The sequence below is a fragment of the Brevundimonas sp. genome, assembly GCF_029946145.1.
Lineage (GTDB): Bacteria > Pseudomonadota > Alphaproteobacteria > Caulobacterales > Caulobacteraceae > Brevundimonas.
In genome coordinates, this window is the sequence record NZ_JAQSDY010000026.1 from 102918 (window position 1) to 120861 (window position 17944).

Annotated in this window: 17 protein-coding genes; 6 read left to right on the plus strand and 11 right to left on the minus strand. The window is 67.5% G+C overall.

Annotation, left to right across the window (positions count from 1 at the left end):
• Nucleotides 1-40 precede the first annotated feature (40 nt).
• Nucleotides 41-598: a GNAT family N-acetyltransferase gene (locus tag PSV23_RS11855; RefSeq protein ID WP_300469186.1), complete on the minus strand. Its 558-nt coding sequence runs from the start codon at nt 596-598 to the stop codon at nt 41-43.
• 6 nt (nt 599-604) lie between these two features.
• The gene (locus PSV23_RS11860; RefSeq protein ID WP_300469187.1) at nt 605-2782 is read right to left on the minus strand and encodes a S9 family peptidase; all 2178 of its coding nucleotides are present in this window, start codon (nt 2780-2782) and stop codon (nt 605-607) included.
• Nucleotides 2783-2868: 86 nt separating this feature from the next.
• Here PSV23_RS11860 and PSV23_RS11865 point away from each other — a divergent pair, with 86 nt between their 5' ends.
• Nucleotides 2869-3699 (plus strand): serine protease, encoded by an 831-nt coding sequence (locus PSV23_RS11865; protein WP_300469188.1) that lies wholly within the window; start codon nt 2869-2871, stop codon nt 3697-3699.
• Nucleotides 3700-3774: 75 nt separating this feature from the next.
• Here the strand turns inward: PSV23_RS11865 and PSV23_RS11870 are convergent, their stop codons facing one another.
• Together PSV23_RS11870 and PSV23_RS11875 are read right to left on the minus strand one after the other, a co-directional pair.
• Nucleotides 3775-4644, minus strand: a complete 870-nt coding sequence (locus PSV23_RS11870; protein WP_300469190.1) for an NAD(P)-dependent oxidoreductase — start codon at nt 4642-4644, stop codon at nt 3775-3777.
• Nucleotides 4641-5138 carry a flavin reductase family protein gene (locus tag PSV23_RS11875; RefSeq protein WP_300469192.1) on the minus strand — a complete coding sequence of 166 codons (498 nt, stop codon included), beginning with the start codon at nt 5136-5138 and terminating at the stop codon, nt 4641-4643. The genes PSV23_RS11870 and PSV23_RS11875 overlap by 4 nt, the downstream gene beginning before the upstream one ends.
• Before the next feature lie 116 nt (nt 5139-5254).
• Between PSV23_RS11875 and PSV23_RS11880 the strand changes: the two genes are divergently transcribed.
• Together PSV23_RS11880 and PSV23_RS11885 are read left to right on the plus strand one after the other, a co-directional pair.
• Nucleotides 5255-6157: a flagellar motor protein MotB gene (locus PSV23_RS11880; RefSeq protein WP_300469194.1), complete on the plus strand. Its 903-nt coding sequence runs from the start codon at nt 5255-5257 to the stop codon at nt 6155-6157.
• Nucleotides 6158-6280: 123 nt separating this feature from the next.
• Nucleotides 6281-7042: an arginyltransferase gene (locus PSV23_RS11885; protein WP_300469196.1), complete on the plus strand. Its 762-nt coding sequence runs from the start codon at nt 6281-6283 to the stop codon at nt 7040-7042.
• Here the strand turns inward: PSV23_RS11885 and PSV23_RS11890 are convergent.
• The 7 genes from PSV23_RS11890 to PSV23_RS11920 all read right to left on the minus strand — a co-directional run bounded on the left by PSV23_RS11890 (nt 7012) and on the right by PSV23_RS11920 (nt 16400).
• Nucleotides 7012-8046, minus strand: a complete 1035-nt coding sequence (locus PSV23_RS11890) for a M48 family metallopeptidase (RefSeq protein WP_300469197.1) — start codon at nt 8044-8046, stop codon at nt 7012-7014. The genes PSV23_RS11885 and PSV23_RS11890 overlap by 31 nt on opposite strands.
• A 12-nt stretch (nt 8047-8058) precedes the next feature.
• A complete protein-coding gene (locus PSV23_RS11895; protein ID WP_300469199.1) occupies nt 8059-8637 on the minus strand; it encodes a LemA family protein in 579 nt (192 codons plus the stop codon).
• Between the two features lie 80 nt (nt 8638-8717).
• Nucleotides 8718-10919 carry a DNA topoisomerase IV subunit A gene (parC, locus tag PSV23_RS11900; RefSeq protein ID WP_300469200.1) on the minus strand — a complete coding sequence of 734 codons (2202 nt, stop codon included), beginning with the start codon at nt 10917-10919 and terminating at the stop codon, nt 8718-8720.
• 69 nt (nt 10920-10988) lie between these two features.
• Nucleotides 10989-12125 carry an alkaline phosphatase D family protein gene (locus tag PSV23_RS11905; RefSeq protein ID WP_300469202.1) on the minus strand — a complete coding sequence of 379 codons (1137 nt, stop codon included), beginning with the start codon at nt 12123-12125 and terminating at the stop codon, nt 10989-10991.
• 69 nt (nt 12126-12194) lie between these two features.
• Nucleotides 12195-14534, minus strand: coding sequence for a TonB-dependent receptor (locus PSV23_RS11910; protein ID WP_300469204.1), 2340 nt, complete (start codon nt 14532-14534; stop codon nt 12195-12197).
• A 140-nt stretch (nt 14535-14674) separates the two neighbouring features.
• The gene (gene recO / locus PSV23_RS11915; RefSeq protein ID WP_300469205.1) at nt 14675-15415 is read right to left on the minus strand and encodes a DNA repair protein RecO; all 741 of its coding nucleotides are present in this window, start codon (nt 15413-15415) and stop codon (nt 14675-14677) included.
• A 64-nt stretch (nt 15416-15479) separates the two neighbouring features.
• The gene (locus PSV23_RS11920; RefSeq protein ID WP_300469207.1) at nt 15480-16400 is read right to left on the minus strand and encodes a nuclear transport factor 2 family protein; all 921 of its coding nucleotides are present in this window, start codon (nt 16398-16400) and stop codon (nt 15480-15482) included.
• A 171-nt stretch (nt 16401-16571) separates the two neighbouring features.
• Here PSV23_RS11920 and PSV23_RS11925 point away from each other — a divergent pair, with 171 nt between their 5' ends.
• Genes PSV23_RS11925 through PSV23_RS11935 form a run of 3 tightly spaced genes read left to right on the plus strand, consistent with a single transcriptional unit; the run spans nt 16572 to nt 17912 of the window.
• Nucleotides 16572-16919, plus strand: coding sequence for a metalloregulator ArsR/SmtB family transcription factor (locus tag PSV23_RS11925; RefSeq protein WP_300469209.1), 348 nt, complete (start codon nt 16572-16574; stop codon nt 16917-16919).
• A complete protein-coding gene (locus PSV23_RS11930; protein ID WP_300469211.1) occupies nt 16903-17406 on the plus strand; it encodes an SRPBCC family protein in 504 nt (167 codons plus the stop codon). Before PSV23_RS11925 ends, PSV23_RS11930 begins: the two co-directional genes overlap by 17 nt.
• Before the next feature lie 26 nt (nt 17407-17432).
• Nucleotides 17433-17912, plus strand: coding sequence for an SRPBCC domain-containing protein (locus PSV23_RS11935; RefSeq protein ID WP_300469212.1), 480 nt, complete (start codon nt 17433-17435; stop codon nt 17910-17912).
• Nucleotides 17913-17944 lie beyond the last annotated feature (32 nt).

The window sequence follows — 17944 nt, forward strand, 5'->3', positions numbered from 1 at the left end:
CGCGCGCCGGACGAAGATCAGGCCCCTGTCCGGACAGGGCTCAGGCGAGGCCGCCGGTGAGATCCAGTCCCGGCGCCTGCGGTGGATCGCCGTCCGGGTCCATGTCGAGCTGCATCAGTGTGACGTCCAGCCAGCGTTCGAACTTCCAGCCGACCTGACGATAGACGCCGGCCTGGCGAAACCCCAGCGATCGGTGCAGGGCGATGGAGGCGATGCTGGTGTCACTGTCGCTGATCGCGCCGATGACGTGGCGCAGGCCCATCGCCCGCGCCCGCTCGACCAGAGCGGACAACAACGCCCGGCCCACCCCGTGTCCGCGCGCATCCTCCTCGACATAGATCGAGCCCTCGACGCCATATCGGTAGGCTGGCCGCGGCCTGAACGGCGAGACGTAGGCATAGCCGGCGAACCGGCCGTCAACCTCCGCGACAAGCCACGGCAGGCCGTGACGCTTCACCGCGGCAAACCGGCCCGCCATCTCCTCAAGCGTGGGCGGCGTGGTTTCGAAGGTCGCCGTGCCGCCCGTCACCTCCCGACCGTACAGGGCGGCGACAGCCGGAAGGTCGCTCTCTTCAGCGTCTCGCAGGGTAGGGGGCATGACGGCTCAGGCCCGCTCCCAGCCCTTGTCGATGGCCCAGACCGCGAAGGCGTAGTCGTGTGCGACCTCCTTCAGATAATCGAACCGGCCCGACGAGCCGGCGTGACCCGCCTCCATGTTGATCTTCAGCAGGATCGGCTTGCCCGATGTCGTCGCCGGCCGCAGCTTCGCCACCCATTTCTCCGGCTCCCAGTAGGTGACCCGGGGATCTGACAGACCCCCCGTGGCGAGCACGGCCGGATAGGCGCGGGGCCCCACCTGGTCGTAGGGGCTGTAGCTCATCATATAGTCGTAGGCCTCGGGATCCTCGAGCGGATTGCCCCATTCGGGCCACTCCGGCGGCGTCAGCGGCAGGCTGGTGTCGCTCATGGTGTTGATCACGTCGACGAACGGCACGCCGCCGATCACCCCGGCCCACAGGTCGGGCCGCATATTGTTGACCGCCCCCATCAGCATGCCGCCGGCCGACCGACCCTCGGCGACGATGTTTCCGGCGCTGGCGTAGTTGCGCGAAATCAGATGCTCGGCCGAGGCGATGAAATCGGTGAAGGTATTCTTCTTGGTCATTCGCCGGGCGGTCAGGAACCAGTTCCAGCCCTTGTCGGAACCGCCACGGACGTGAGCGATGGCATAGATCCAGCCCCGGTCCACCAGCGACAGCCGGTTGGTAGAGAAGCTGGCCGGGATCGGGGAGCCGTAGGAGCCGTAGCCGTACAGCAGCAGCGGGGCCGAACCGTCGACCGGCGTTGACTTGCGGCGCAGCACCGTCACCGGCACCAGTTCGCCGTCGGGGGCAGGGGCGTTCAGCCGCTCGACCACGTAGTCAGCCGGGTCGTGGCCCGACGGCACCTCCTGGACCTTGCGCAGGGTCCGCTCTCGCGTCGCCAGGTCGTAGTCGTAGGTCGAGGTCGGCGTGGACGGCGAATTGTAGCCGTAGCGCATGGTCGTCGTGTCGAACTCCGACGCCCCGGCCAGCGACAGGGAGTAGGCGGGTTCATCCACGGCGATCTCGTGTTCGGCGCCCGAGCGCTCGCGGATGATGATCTTCGTATTGGCGTCAGCCCGTTCCTGGCGGCCGATGTAGTTCTTGACCAGGGCCACGGCCTCGATGAATCGGCCCGGCGTATGAGCGACCAGATCGCTCCAGTTCGGCTTAGCTGGCGAGGCGGTCGGAGCCTCGACAATCTTGAAGTCGATGGCGTCGTCGGCGTTGGTGCGGATCACCCAGCGATCGCCCCAGTGGTCGGCCTCGTACAGCCGGCCGACATGGCGCGGCTCCAGCACGACGGGCGTCGCGGTCGGCGTCGCCGCCGGGATGACCCGGGCTTCAGAGGTCTCCTGGTTGGCGATGGAGATGAGGATGAAGGCGTCGTCGGCGGTGCGACCGACGCTGATGAACATGCCGTCGTCGGCTTCCTCATAGACCAGGCTCGCGTCACCGCCGCGGGCAGGGCGGCGGAAGATCTTGTCGGGCCGGCCGTTGTCGTCGCGGTTGGTCCAGAAAATCCATTGGCTGTCCGGCGAGAAGGTGAAGTCGCCGATGGCCGAGCCGATCGGGTCGGGCAGGACGTCTCCGGTGGCCAGATCCTTGATATAGATGTGATGCACCTCGGACCCTTGCGCATCCTCGGCGTAGGCGAACAGGGCGTGATCCGGGCTGTGGTCGGCGGCCGAGACTTCCGAGTAGGCCTTGCCTTCGGCGAGGGCGTTGGCGTCCAGGAGCAGTTGCGCCGCGCCGGTCGCGCGAGGCTTGCGCATATAGCGAGGGTGCTGGTCGCCGGTCTGGTATTCGATGAAATACTCCCAGGCGCCGTCCGGCGAGGGGACCGAGCTGTCGGCCTCCTTGATCCGACCCTTCATCTCCTCGAACATCGCGGCCTGCAGCGGCAGGGTCGAAGCCATCATCGCCTCGCGGTAGGCGTTCTCGGCCAGCAGATGCTCCTTTACGTCGGCCTTGATGACGGTCGGATCGCGCAGGACCGTCTGCCAGTTGTCGTCCTTCATCCACTGATAATCGTCGGTGCGCACGCGCCCCAGCTGCTCGATCGTCACCGGGATCTTTTTGGCGACAGGGGGGACGGGACGATTCTGCGGCATCGAGGCTCCGGGCGTGCGGGCTGAAACGGGAAGGGCGCTGGCGGCGAGCGCGGCGGCGGACGTGGCGAGCAGATCGCGGCGGTTCATGTTGTCCCCCAGAAATGACGCGGGACCTTGTGCGCGGCGGAGACCCGCCGTCAAATGAACAAATGCCGCTGACCCGATAGGGGATGATGTTCGATCTTCAGACGCCCCCCGAACCGGTCCAGGAGCCGCCGCCCGCGGCAGGCCTGTCCCTGCCGGCATGGGACCTGACGGTCGGCCTGATCAACGCCACCGTGCAGATCGACCAGATGAACGGCGACGGCACCCGCCGCGTCGGAACCGCCTTCCTGATCGACGCGCCGCGCACGAACGGCGAGCCCCGTACTGTGCTGGTGACGGCTCACCATGTAGTGGCGGGGATGAACGCGTCCGAGGCGCGGATCGGCTGGCGGGTCGAGGTTCCGGGCGGCGGCTGGCGCTTCGCTCCGGAGCCGTTGCGTATCCGGGACGAAGCCGGCGAGCCGATCTGGATCAAACACCCGGACCGGGACATCGCCGTGATGGAGGTCTCTGCGCCGCCGGTCTTCGCCCGCGCCGCTATTCCGTTGGCCTGGCTGGCGGACCGGGATTCACTGGACGCATGGCAGGTCGGGCCGGGCGACGAACTGTTCACCCTGGGCTTTCCGCGCGGCTATGCATCGAATACGGCGGGGTTTCCGATCCTGAGAGTCGGTCGGATCGGCTCCTGGCCGCTGACTCCGATAGACAACTATCCTGCATTTTTACTTGATTTTCCGGTGTTTCCTGGAAATTCCGGCGGCCCCGTATTCTGGACGCCGGCGGCCCGCAAACTTCCCGGGACTGTCCAGCCTGATCATCCGTTTGTCGCCGGCGTGCTGACGTCGGAGGTCCGTCCATCCAATGAGCCGCTAGGCATCGGTCTGGTGGCGCACGCCGCCTTTGTGCGCGAGGCCATAGCCCTGCTGGATGCGGCTGAGCAGGCGACGGAAGGGCCTTGACCAGGCCTTGCCGTCTCTATCCATATTACGCATAAGATATATTATGCGAAATTGAAGATACTCTCAGGCTCAGGCTCAGGCCCGATCACTACGCGCCTGGAGTCTCGCCGCCAGACTCGACGTGTCCCATCGCGAGCCCCCCATGGACTGAACTTCGGAATAGAACTGGTCCACCAGCGCCGTCAGCGCCAGATGAGCGCCGTTGGTCCGCGCCTCGTCCAGCACCAGGCCCAGATCCTTGCGCATCCAGTCGACGGCGAAGCCGAAATCGAACCGGCCTTCGGCCATCGTTTTCCAGCGATTGTCCATCTGCCAGGACTGGGCCGCGCCCTTGGAGATGGCATCATAGACCGCGCCGGTGTCGAGACCCGCGACTCCGGCGAAATGGACCGCCTCCGCCAGACCCTGGACGACGCCGGCGATGGCGATCTGGTTGACCATCTTGGTCAGTTGACCTGCCCCTGACGGGCCCATGTGTTTGACGGCCTTCGAATAGGCCATGATCGCAGGCTCGGCTGCCTCGAGCGCGGCTGCATCGCCGCCGGCCATGACACTGAGCTGGCCGTTCTCGGCCCCGGCCTGGCCGCCGGAGACCGGCGCGTCGATGAACGCGTGGCCCCGCCCGGCCGCCAGGGCCGACATTTCGCGCGCGACTTTCGCCGAAGTCGTCGTGTGATCGACGATGATCGCGCCCGCATTCAAATGCGGCAGCGCTTCGGTCACGACCTGACGCACATCGTCGTCGTTGCCAACGCACAGGAACAGCAGATCCGCCCCGGCCGCCGCCTCGGCGATCGTCGCCGCGAAGCGGCCGCCATTGGCCTGTGCCCACGACCGCGCCTTGTGCGCGGTGCGGTTGAAGCCGACCACCTCATGTCCTGCATGAACCAGATGCCGCGCCATCGGCCCGCCCATGACGCCCAGGCCCGCGAAACCGATCTTCATTCTTCAGGCTCCGGAGCGACACCGTATCGGCCGCGATAATAGACAAGGGCAGCGCCGGGCGCGGTTTCAAAACTCCGCACGGCGCCGACGATGGTCAAGTGGTCGCCCATGACGATTCGCTCGGTCGCGACGCAGTCAAGCCGCGTCAGGGCGTTCTTCAGCCGCGGAGGCTCGGCGCTGGAGCTGTCGAACTCGTCCGACGACAGGCGGCAGACGCCCCAGGCGAACCGGTCCGACATCTCGCGGTCCTCGGCTGGTAACATATGCACGGCGAACCGGTCGGCAGACGCGAAGGCGTTGTGTCGGTCGGAGGCGCGGTCAAGGCACCACAGCACCAGCGGCGGCTTCAGCGACACCGAGGTGAAGGAGTTGATCGTGATGCCGAAGGGCCCCTCCTCCGTGTGCGCGGTCACCACGCACACGCCGGTCGCAAAACCGCCCAGCGCGCGGCGGTAGGCCTGGATGTCGAACGCGGGATCGGAAGGCGTGCTCACACCGCGACGACTAGGCGACGGCCCGCCCCGGGGCAAGACCGGGTGATATGGGAAACGCCGTCTTAACCTTGCGCCGTCCATCGTCAGCCGGAGTTCGACTGTCGAGGCCGCGTCCCATGTCCATGAGCGATCGCCCGATCCTCATCAAGAAGGTGAAGAAGGTGGTTGGCGGCGGCCACCATGGCGGCGCATGGAAGGTGGCCTATGCCGACTTCGTGACGGCGATGATGGCCTTCTTCCTGCTGATGTGGCTGATCAACACGACCGACCCGGAACAGAAGCGCGGCATCGCCGAGTATTTCGCGCCCGCCAGCGTTTCGCAGACCACATCGGGGTCCGGCGGGATACTGGGTGGGACGTCGCTGGGCGACGACGGCTCCAAGGGTTCGGGATCCCAGTCCGTCATCAGCGAGCTGGCGCCGGAGGCGCCGCAGGACGCGCCGCCGGAAGCCGGCCAGAGCCAGAACCTGGCCGCCGCCAGCGAAGAGGCGCTTCGCGAGGAGATCGCGCGGCGCGAAGCCGCGGAGTTCTCGTCGGCCGCCGAATCGCTGCGCCAGGCCATGCAGTCGATGCCCGAACTGGCCGAGCTGTCGAAACAGCTGATCATAGACCAGACGCCCGAAGGCCTGCGTATCCAGCTGGTCGATCAGGAAGGGCGTTCGATGTTCGAGCAGAACTCGGCTCGCCCCAACCCCAGGGCCCAGTTGCTGCTGCGGACGATCTCGAAGGTCATCACCCAACTGCCCAACCGGATCTCGGTGACGGGCCACACCTCGGCGGCCCCGGGATCTAGCCGTGCGACCGGGCCCAACGACTGGACCCTGTCCTCGGCGCGCGCCAACGCCTCGCGGCTGATCCTGCAGGCCGCGGGTGTTGACGCGGATCGAGTCTACCAGGTCTCGGGCAAGGCAGGCTCCGATCCGCTCTATCCCGACGACCCGACCCTGGCCGGCAACCGCCGCATCGCCATCGTTCTGTTGCGCGAGGCGCCGGTCCTGCCCACGGACACCAGCCTGTGACCGCCCGCCCCGCACGCGCGTGTGGGGTGAACGGGCTTGCCCCGCGAGGCGACGCGGGCGCAAATCATCCCATGACGGAACGGCTGCCAAATTGTCGGCGAAATTGGATGCGGATCTGACGCCGTGACCTTTGTTCCCCAGCGCCAACTTCGCTTCTACATGACCTCGGTGGCCCCCTGCCCCTATCTGCCGGGACAGACCGAGCGGAAGGTGTTCGCCAATCTGCCGTTCAGCGAGGGCGCTCACGTCAATGACGAGCTGACCCAGGCGGGGTTCCGCCGCAGCCAGAACATCGCCTACCGCCCGGCCTGTGAAGCCTGCGACGCCTGCGTCTCGGTGCGGCTGCCGGTGCCGGAGTTCGCCTTCTCGCGGTCGCAACGCCGCGTGCTGAAGCGCAACGCCGACCTGTCGCGCGATCTGGTCGAGGCCGAGGCCACGACCGAGCAGTTCGACCTGCTGCGGCGATACCTGAACGGCCGCCACCCCGGCGGCGGGATGAGCGCCATGAGCTGGCTCGACTATGTCGCCATGGTCGAGGATACGGCCGTCCGTACGCACCTGATCGAATACCGCCTGCCCTCGCCGGACGGCGGCCCGGGCGATCTGGTGGGCGTGTGCCTGACCGACCTGCTCGGAGACGGGCTGTCGATGGTCTACAGCTTCTTCGAGCCGGCGATGGAGGCCCGCAGCCTCGGCCGGTTCGCCATTCTGGACCATGTGCGGCAGGCGGCGGCGGTGAACCTGCCGTTCGTTTACCTGGGCTACTGGGTCCGGGGCTCACGCAAGATGGACTACAAGGCAGATTTCCGGCCGATGGAGCAGCTGACGCGGCTAGGCTGGGAGCGGCTGGTCGATCAGCCCGCGGCGGGCACCGAGGTGTTGTAGTCGGGCGGCGTCGGAGCGAAGGCGCCGCCGCTCCAGGGGCCCGGGTCCACCCCTCCCCCGAACCGGATCAGGGCGTCGACCCGCTTCTGGATGGGCGGATGGGTGGCGAACAGGCCTTCGAGGCCGATGCCATTCGGCTGGTTGTCCAGGAACAGCTGCTGCAGTTCGTCCGGGCCCTTCAGTGACGAGCGGCCCTCGACCTTGCGCAGGGCCGAGATCATGGCGTCGGGGTTCTTGGTCAGCTCGACCGCGCCGGCGTCGGCCACGTACTCGCGGGTCCGGGACAGCATCATGCGGATGACAATGGCGAGGGCGAAGCCGACGGCGGCGAAAGCCAGGCCGATCAGGATCAGCGGCATGGCGTTCTTGTTGTCCCGCCGGCCGCCGCCGCGCGAATAGATCAGGCCCCGGAACACCAGTTCGGCGATGACGCTGATGATGCCCGCGAAGATCGAGGCGATCACCATGGTCCGCACGTCCTTGTTGATGACGTGCGTCAGCTCGTGAGCCAGCACCGCCTCGAGCTCGTCCCGGGTCAGGGTGTTCACCAGACCCCGGGTGACGGTGACGCTGTACTGGCCCTCGTGCAGGCCGGTGGCGAAGGCGTTGAGGCTGTCGTTATCGATCACGCGCAGGGTCGGGGTGCGCAAGCCACGTGAGATCGCGAGGTTTTCCAGCAGGTTGTAGAGGTCCGGCTCAGATTTCCTCTCAACCTTCCGGGCCCCCGTCATCAGGTCGATCATGGTCTGGCTGCCGAAGTACGAGATGGCGAACCAGATGCCCGCGACGACGAAGGCCAGGGGCACGGTGCCGCCCAGCCAGGAGGCGGCCAGGGCCATGTCGTCGCCCAGGCCGCGGCCCGTGCCAGGCAGGAAGCCCAGCCCCATCAGGATCAGCTGCACCCCGTAGATGATGAAGATCATCAGGACCGGGAAGGCGGCCAGCAGCAGGACCGAGCGGGTGTTGTTCGCCCAGATGTGGGTCTGGAGCCCGACGGCGGCCATCAATACGATCCCCTACGCCGTGAAGCTGACCTTGGGTGGGGCCGCGGTCATCGTGGCGCGCTCGCCTTCGCCCAGGTCGAAGAAGGGCTTGTCGTGGCCGAAGCCGACCATGCCCGCGAACAGGACGGTCGGGAACTGGCGCCGGACGGCGTTGAACTCGGAGACGGCGTTGTTGAAGAAGCGGCGGGCGGCGGCGAGCTTGTTCTCGATGTCCGACAGCTCGCGCTGGAGCTCAAGGTAGTTGGTGTTGGCCTTGAGGTCCGGATAGGCCTCGGCGACGGCGAACAGGCGACCCAGGGCGCCGGTGAGCATATTCTCGGCCTGGACCTTGTCGTTGACCGAGGTGGCGCCGGCGGCCGCCGCCCGTGCGGCGGTCACGGCGTCGAGAGTGCCGCGCTCGTGCGAGGCGTAACCTTTCACCGTCTCGACCAGATTGGGGATCAGGTCCTGACGCTGCTTCAGCTGCACGTCGATGTCGGCGAACGACTGGTCGGCGCGCTGGTCCAGGGCGACCAGCTTGTTGTAGGCGCCGACGATGACGAACAGCACCACGGCGACGATGACGGCGATGACGATCAGGGTGGTCAGCATGGCGGTCTCCAACCTCGGTCGATGATCGACCGTTCAGCGATTATCGGGCGCCACAACGGCGCTCGATAGTGAAATCGTCGTCACCTGAATTTACGCAACCCCCGCGGGCCCTGCCGCCCGGCTCCGGCGCGTTTGCCCAGCCAGTCCTTCCAGTCGGGCCAGTTGCGTCGGCGGGCGCCGCCGTCGACCCATTCGGGGCCGTGAGCGCTGTCGAAGACCGTGACGTCGGCGAGGCCGCCCTGTTTGTAGGACTGCAGTTTCACGCCCTTGCCGCGGCCCATCTCGGGCAGTTCGGCGATGGGGAAGATCAGCGCCTTGATGTTGTCGCCGATGGCGGCGACGTGGTCGCCCGTGACGCGCAGGGCGGCCAGCATCTCGCCGTTCAGCACCTGCTTTCCGCCGCGCTTCTGGGCCAGCAGTTCGTCCTCGGGCGCGATAAAGCCGTAGCCGGCTCTGGAGGCGATCAGCAGCCGGCCGCCGGGCTGGTGCATGAGCACGTTGACGATCCCGGCCTTTTCGTCGAGCTCGATCATCAGGCGCAGAGGTTCGCCGTGGCCGCGGCCCGAGGCCAGCTTGTCGGCCCCGACGGTGAAGATGCGACCGTCCGAGGCGGCCACCAGCAGCTTGTCGGTCGTATAGCCGGGGACGAGGAAGGCGAGGCTGTCGCCCTCCTTGAACTTGAGCTCGGACGGGTCCTCGACCTTGCCCCTGGCCGCCCGGATCCAGCCGCGCTCGGAGAGGATGACGGTGATGGCCTCGCGCGGGATGAAGGCCTCGACCAAGGCGTAGGCGGACGAGTCCACGGCCTCGGCGATCGTGGTCCGGCGCGGTGAAACCAGCGCCTTGCGCACGGCCTCCAGGTCCTTGCCCACCTGCTTCCACTGTTTGGCCGGCGAGGACGACAGCGATTGCAGCGCCGCAAGTTCGTCAGCCAGCGTCTTGTATTCCTTCTCGATCGTCATTTCCTCGATCCGCGCCAGCTGGCGCAGTCGGGTGTCGAGAATGAAGTCGGCCTGGAGCTCTGACAGACCGAAGCGAGCGATCAGGACGGCCTTGGGCTGTTCCTCCTCGCGGACGATGCGGATGACCTCGTCGAGGTTGAGGAAGACGATCCTCAGGCCTTCCAGCAGGTGCAGCCGCTTCTCGACCCGGTCGATCCGCCACCCGGCGCGCCGCACCAGCACTTCGCGCCGGTGATCGAGGAAGGCCTGCAGACAGGCCTTCAGTCCCATGACCCGCGGCGTGCCCGTGGCGTCCAGCACGTTCATGTTGACCGGGAAGCGGACCTCGAGGTCGGAGAGCTTGAACAGGCTCTCCATCAGCACCTCGGGTTCGACGGTGCGGGATTTCGGTTCGATGACCAGCCGGATGTCCTCGGCCGACTCGTCGCGGACGTCGCCCAACAGGGGCGCCTTCTTGTGCTCGATCAGGTCGGCCAGGTCGGCGATCAGTTTCGACTTCTGCACCTGATAGGGCATCTCGGTGACGATGATGCGCCAGACGCCGCGACCCAGGTCCTCGGTTTCCCAGCGGGCGCGCAGGCGCACCCCGCCGCGGCCGGTCTCATAGGCGTCGAGGATGGAGGCGTGGCCCTCCACGGCCACGCCGCCGGTCGGGAAGTCCGGCCCCGGCACGATCGTGGCCAGTTCCTCCGTGGAAGCTTCGGGCCGTTCCAGCAGCAGATGGCAGGCGTCGATCAGCTCGCCGACATTGTGCGGCGGGATCGAGGTGGCCATGCCGACGGCGATGCCCGACGAGCCGTTGGCCAGCAGGTTGGGGAAGCCGGCCGGCAGGACAATCGGCTCTTCGTCCTGATCGTCATAGGTGGCCTTGAAGTCCACCGAGTCCTGATCGATGCCCTCCATCAGCAGGACGGCGGCGGCGGTCAGCTTGCACTCGGTGTAGCGCATGGCCGCGGCGTTATCGCCGTCGATGTTGCCGAAGTTTCCCTGACCGTCGACCAGCGGATAGCGCTGCGAGAAGTCCTGGGCCAGGCGGACCAGGGCGTCATAGATCGAGGCGTCGCCGTGCGGGTGGTAGCCGCCCATGACCTCGCCGACGACCTTGGCGCATTTGCGCGCCGCCGCCTGCGGGTTCAGCCGCATCTGGTGCATGGCGTACATGATGCGCCGGTGCACCGGCTTGAAGCCGTCGCGCACGTCCGGCAGGGCGCGGTTGGTGATGGTCGACAGCGCATAGGCCAGATAGCGGCGCGACAGCGCCTCGCTCATCGGCTCGTCTATGATGCGTCCGCCTTCCGGCGGCGGGGTGTGAACGGTCATGGGGTCCGAATCGGCGGTCTGGAGCCGGAAGTCTAGCGCGGACCCGCTGGAACGGGAGACGTCTGCGCGTCAGCCTGTGGGCAAGCGTCCCCGGGCGCCGCGCACGGCCAGATCGTCGAGCCGGATCGCCTGTTCCAGCCGGACCGCGCCGGCGACGTCACGGATTTCGGCCAGGACGGTCGGCCGGGCGGCGTCCCAGCCCATGGTCAGCAAGCCGAAATTCTGGTCCCGATACGCCTCCCCCACCCGTCGCGCATTGGGCGGCAGAACGGGCCAGACCTCGGTGAGGCCGGACGAGGTGATGTCCCACAGCGGATAGGGGGTGTTGACGTCCAGCCGCGAAATCTCGGCGTAATGGGTGTCGCCCGACAGGCAGATCAGGCGGTCGGCCCGGCGCTCGCGGATGGCGGCGATCAGCCGCTGATGGTCGTGGGCGAAATTGATCCAGCCTTCCCAGCCGGGAAAATCGGCCACGACCTGCAGGCTGGATCCGAACAGGCGAAGATCGGCCGGGACCGACAGTTGTTCTTCCAGCCAGCGCCACTGGGTCTCGCCCAGTTGGGTCGCCATGGCTTCCGGGTTGCGGGCATAGGGGCCGGGCGTCGGCTCGCCGGCCTGGGCGCGCTTTTCGACCCAGTCGTGATAGTTCTGATCGCCCAGCTCGAGCGGGATCAGCGGGGTGCGGTTCCAGCGCAGGTCGGGCAGGATGACCTGCACCCGGCGTCCTGGCGGGCCGAAGACGTGGGCCGTATAGATGCCGTCGCGCGACCGGCGCGGGCTGTCGGCGGGCTCGCCGAAGAAGTCCAGGAACAGCCGGCGGCTCTCCTCCTTCATCGGATAGTCGACGCCGGCGTCATTCTCGCCGTAGTCGTGATCATCCCAGATGGCCAGGATCGGCACGCTGGCCTTCAGCCGCTGGAAGCCCGGCTGGGCGGCCAGTTCGGCGTATTTGCGGCGCATCACCTCTGGATCGCGGGTGTCCAGATAGACGTTGTCGCCGAGGAAGATGAACAGGTCCGGCCGGGTCGCGAGGACGGCGTCCCAGATCGGCTGGGGCTTGTCGCTCCTGGCGCAGGAGCCGAAGGCGATCCGGGTCAGGGTGCGTTCCGCCTGCGGGTGCGGATCGGGCGCCGCCCGGGCGGCGCCGGCGATCAGACCTGCGCCGGCTGTTGCAGCCATCAGGCCGCGTCTCGAGAGACCGTTCATCTCGTCATCCTTGAAACTGGAAAAGCAGACGGGGCGCACCGTCTCGATGCGCCCCGTCCTTGTACGCGATCAGAAATGACGGCGCAGGGTCACGAACGCCTGACGGGGCGCGCCCGGCAGGAAGGTCTGGCGACCGGCGCTGTTCTGGAAGCCGCCCGAACCGACCGTCGAGATGTGGTCTTCATCGAACAGGTTGGTCACGTTGAACTGGACTTCCGTCCCGTCCAGCCAGTCGCCGCGACCGATGAAGCGATAGCCGGCGGTCAGTTCGAACAGGGTGTAGGAACCGACCGATTCATCGTTCAGGTAGCTGGAGAAGCGTTCGCCGGTGAAGGCTCCCGCGACCGTGCCGTAGAGGCTGCCGTTGTCGTAGGTGAGCTCGGCCCGGGCCAGGGTCTCGGGCGTGTTCACCACGGTCTTGCCGGCGGTGGCCGCCACCAGCGCTCCGGTGCCGTCACGAACGTCGTCCTCATAGGTCGAGTCGTTGTAGCTGAACGAACCGAAGGCCGACCAGTTATCCGCGAACGACCAGACAGCGGCGGCTTCGAAGCCGCGGCTCTGGACCGAACCGACGTTCTGGATGCCGCTGCCGAGGCCCAGGATCGGGGCGCCGAGGGCGACGCCCAGCAGGCGATTTTCGAACTGGACGTCATAGACGGCGACCGAACCCTGAAGCTGGTCGAAGCGGAAGCGCCAGCCGGCCTCGAGGGTCCTGGAGCTTTCCGGCTCCAGAGTGGCCTGCAGGGCCGCGAAGCCGGCCGCCGTGGCCGAGAACGGACCGGACGTGGCCGAGGACTCATAGGCCCGCAGGTTTTCGGCATAGGAGGCGAACAGCTGGTGATCGCCGTTGACGTCCCAGGCGACGCCGACCTGGGGCAGGAAATTGTCTTCCGCCTTGATCGAGCCGGTCTTGTTGGCGCCCGTGACGGTCGTGGCCGTGTTCTCGACCGACAGCGACTTGAAGCCGGCGTTCAGCGTCAGGGCCTCGGTCAGCGACCAGCTGTCCTGGACGTACAGGAGCCGGGTCTCGGTCTCGAAGTCGTATTCCCACTGGGTGAAGAAGGGGTGGGCGAAGAACTCGAGCGAGTCGCGCGTGTTGGCCACGCGGGACAGGCCATAGAAACGACGGGCCTGGTTGAAGTCGTTGCTCTCCAGCCAGAAGCCGGCCTCAAGCGCATGGGCGCCCAGGTCCAGATTGGCCGAGCCGATCACGCCCCTGCGGTCGATGTCGTATTCGGTCGTGCGGACCGAAATCGGACTGGGGTTGGTGATCGGCGCGCCGTTCTCGTCGGGCGCGCCGACCGGCGTGGCGACATAGGGCGACCACCACAGACCCTGGCCTTCGTTCTTGTGGCCATAGCCGGTCAGCGAGAACGACAGCATGTCGTTGACCGGATAGTTCAGCGTCAGGGCGCCCAGGGTGTCGTCGCGCAGGCCCGCCGCGTTGAAATAGGCGTCGTCGACGGTCGCGATCGGCGTCGGATAGACCGTGCCCGCCGCCGCGTTGGTCACCGGCGCGCCGGTGTCGCCGCGGTTGTTGGCGATGTCGGCGATCAGCACCGCAAGGGCGTAGTCGCCCGAGACGTTGTCCCAGTCACGGCCGAGGCGCGCGATCTGCGCCAGCGACATGTCCTGGTAGTCGTTCTCGCGGCGCTCGGAGCGGTTCACGAAGCCGGTGATCTCGCCGCGGCCGATCGGCTGGACCAGGCTGAAGTTGATCTGCTGCTGGTTCTGCTCGCCGACGCCCTTCCACTTGTCCATGCTGTGGTCGACGACGGACAGCGACAGGGCGGTGTCGGCGGGGCCGAAGGCGCCCGAGTCGATGCGGACGAAGCCGCGCATCGTGTCCTCGCTGCCGTAGGTCCCGGCCAGGTCGAAGCCGAAATCGTCGGCCGGACGACGGCTGATGAACTGAATGGCGCCGCCCAGATTGCTGCTGGAGGCGGTGCCGAGCGCGCCCGAGCCCTGGGCTACGTCAACGCGGGCCACATTCTCGGAGATGATGGCGCGCGAGATGTGCAGGCCGTTGTGGGCACCGTAGCTCATGTCGCCCAGCGGCAGGCCGTCCAGGGTGAAGCCGAGCTGGTTCTGATTGAAGCTGCGCAGCACGATGCGCGCCGACCATTCATAGTTTCCGAAAGCGTCGGCCGACTGGAAGCTGACGCCCGGCAGGCGTTCGATGGCCTTCAGCGGGCTGGTGCCCGGGGCCTCGACGGCGATGGCGGCCTCGGTGATCGACGCCTGCTGGCGGCTCTGACCGCGCCCGAAGACGATGACGTCGTCAAGGCTTTCCGCAGGGTCGGGTGCGGCGACAGCAGCCTGCGCCAGGGCCGTGTCCGGCGCCAGCAGGCCGCAGGCGAGGGTGATGGCGAGCAGCGACGCTCCCGCCAGGATGCGGTGGTTGGTCAAGTTGAGCCCTCATTTGGATTTGGCGCGACAGCGCGGATCGCGAGCTAGGGCCGGCTCGCGACGGTACGGTAACCGACGTCCCGCGTTTTCGTGACGAGTGGCTCTCGGGGCGTCAAAGTCGGTCCGCCGTGGCCTTCCGGCTACGCTTGATCCGTCCACGCCTCATTCGCCAGCCGCTCCAGCATCCAGACCCGCGCCGGCGGCAGGGGCCGGTTGTGCGCGTGGAAGACGAACTGCTCGAGGAAATGCCCTGTCAGGGCCAGCCCGTCCCTGACATCGTTCCCGGAAAGCCCCGCCTGGGCTCCGAGCATGAAGGGCGGCAGCCTGAGCAGTTTGTCAGCATAGGGAGCGCCGGCCTCGCGGCTGACCGCGCGGCCGGTGCGGGGGCTGACCCAGACGAGGTCGTCCATGGTTCCGGTGACGGCGCAGCGAGACAGGTCGAGGCCGAAGCCAAGGTCCTCCAGGAGCCCCGCCTCAAAGCGCACGAAGATGGCGGGCCAGACCTCAGGCAGGGCGAAGGCGGCCATCAGCGCCTCGAACGCCAGAAAGGCGCCTGGGTGCGGTTCGCGTTCAGGCAGCGCCCCTTGCACCACGGCGGCGGCGGCGGCGAGGCCGGTCAGGGCCAGCGGATCGTCGAACAGGGCGCTGGGCCCCTCCCCCACCGGCTCCAGCCGGGCCGAACCGAGGTGGTCCGAGGTCCGGGCGCGATACTCCACCGTGACCCGCGCTCCGGCCTGGAGGAAGGGCTTCATCTTGCGCGAGGCCCCGCCAGCGACATAGGCGGCGCGGCGGCCGTGCTCCTCGGTCAGCAGTTCGACCACGACGCCCGTGTCGCCATGGGCGCGGGCGGACAGGACGAAGGCGTCGTCGGTGAAATCCATGCCGCGGTGTTAGCGGTCGCGGCCGGAGTTGGCCATACGTTCCGTTTTTCGGGTCGCTTCCCGCCTATTCGGCCGCCGTCCTTATCCGCGCCGTCATGTCCCGCGCCAGAGCGTTCGGGATCGGAAAGGTCAGGGCGTAGAGGGCGATCCGCCAACGCCCGTCCTCGCCACGCACCAGAACCCCCGTCCCCCGGCTGGTGCCGTAGCCGGCGCTGTCCAGGGCCTCGTCAAACCAGACCACGCAGCGGCAATCCAGTGGAGCGAGGGTCAGGGAGCGGGAGCGCGGAGTGTAGGTCCAGCCCCTGCCCCGGGCGAAGTAGGGCTCGGCATAGGCCCGGAACCCGGCGATGGACCAGCGCTCGGTCACGTCGGTGCCGATATAGGTCGCGTCGGGCGTGAACAGGCCGAAATAAGCCGCCCCGTCCGCCGTCGAGGCCGCCTGATGCAGGGCGTCGAGAGTCGCGGCGGCGGCGGTTTCCTCGGGCGTGTCGGCGGCCTCGCCCGGAGCGTCGACGACGGGCGTGGCGGCCTCGAAGGCCTTGATCTCGGCCGTCATGACGTTGGCGAGGTCGTTGGGGATAGGATAGCTGAGAGCGTAGCGCAGCACGCGCCAGTCGTCGCCGGAGCGGACCAGCATCCCCTCGCCTCGCGCCGTGCCGTAGGTCGTGCTGTCCAGAACCTCGTCGAACCAGGCGACGCAGGCGCACGGGTCGGGGGCCATGGTGACGTGGCGTTCGCGGGCCGAGTAGGTCCAGCCTTCCCCGCGGGCGAAGATCGGCGCGGCGAAGGCGAGGAAGGCGTCGCGGTTCCAGCGCTCGGAGGTTTCATTGCCGACCCAGACCAGGTCCGGCGCCAGACGGGCCGCCCAGGCGGCGGAGTCCGCGCGGGCCGCGGCGGCGTGCATCTGGTCCAGCGCAGCGGCGGCCTGCTGCTCTGGCGCGGTCTGGAACGAAAGCGCCGCAAGGGCTGTGAGGAACAAGGACATGGGAGCCTCCGGGGCGTCTGTGTGTCCACGCTAGGCGACCCGGGGGCTTTGGGAAACCGCGGAAGCCTCGCGCCGCGCGCTGACGGGCGTCACGCATTTTATTTAACCGTCCGGTTGACAACCCTCTCCGTTCAGTTCATTTAACCTCCAAGTTAGATACGAAGCAGGCCCATGCAGACCGATCCGCTGAGCGCCAAATTCGCCGCCTTGGCCGACCCGACCCGCCGGGCCATCCTGGCGCGGCTCTGCGAAGGCGAAGCCAGCGTCAACGAGCTGGCCGAACCCTTCGACATGAGCCTGCCGGCCGTGTCGAAGCATCTGAAGGTGCTGGAGAAGGCGGGGCTGATCAGCCGGGGCCGCGAGGCCCAGTGGCGGCCGGCCCGGCTCGAACCCATGGGGATGAAGGGCATCGTCGAGTGGCTGGAGCACTACCGCCGCTACTGGGACGCCAGCTTCGACCGCCTCGACGCCTATCTCAAGAAAATCCAGAAAGGAAACCCCCATGGCCCAGGAAACTGACGGCAATCCCTGCGACACCGACGGCGTGGCCCATCAGCACGCCCTTGTCCTGCGCCGCGTTCTGGACGCCACGCCCGAGCAGATATGGAAGGCCTGGATGACGCCGGAACTGCTGCAGCAGTGGTTCGCGCCGCGCCCGTGGACGATTTCGGACGTCAAGGTGGATCCCCGTCCCGGCGGCGTGTTCAACTTCATCATGCACGGCCCGGACGGCGAACGCTTTCCCAACAGTGGCGTTTTTCTCGAGGTGGTTCCGAACCGCAAATGGATCACGACCGACGCCTTGACCCCGGACTGGCAGCCCGCCGGCCAACCGTTCATGGTGGCCACGGTCGAACTGACCCCGAGGGACGACGGCAAGACCGACTATGTCGCCACGGCGCGCCACTGGAACGCCGAGACGATGAAGCAGCACGAGGCCATGGGCTTCCATGAAGGCTGGGGCACGTGCGCCGACCAGCTGGCCGGGTTGCTGAAGACGCACTGACCCGGACCCGCTGAAGAGCCCGCCCGATGACCTTCGTCGACACCGCCGCGCCCCGGCCCACCCTGCAGATGCGGCGCTTCTTCGACGCACCGCGCCAGCTGGTCTGGCGGGCCTGGACGAATCCCGAGGTCATGGTGCTGTGGCTGGGTCCGGTCGAATGGCCGGCGGTCAGCGCCACCCAGGACCTGCGGGTCGGAGGACGGTGGCGCGCCTGCCTGCGCTCGCCCGACACCGGCCAGGATCTGTGGCAGGGCGGGATCTACCGCGAGATCGTTCCCAACGAGCGGCTGGTCTTCACCTTCCAATGGGACGAGTCGCATGAGGACGGCCCGCCCGTCGACACCCTGGTCACCGTCCAGCTCAGCGATGCGCCAGACGGCGGCACCCTGATGGACTTCACCCACGAGGGCCTGAAGTCGGAGGTCAGCCTGGCCGGTCACAAACATGGATGGACCAGCACCTTCGAGCGGCTGGAAGCCTTCCTCGCCCGCGACACCAACCAGTAACGCCCTACCTGGCGTCCAGCATTCGCTTCAAA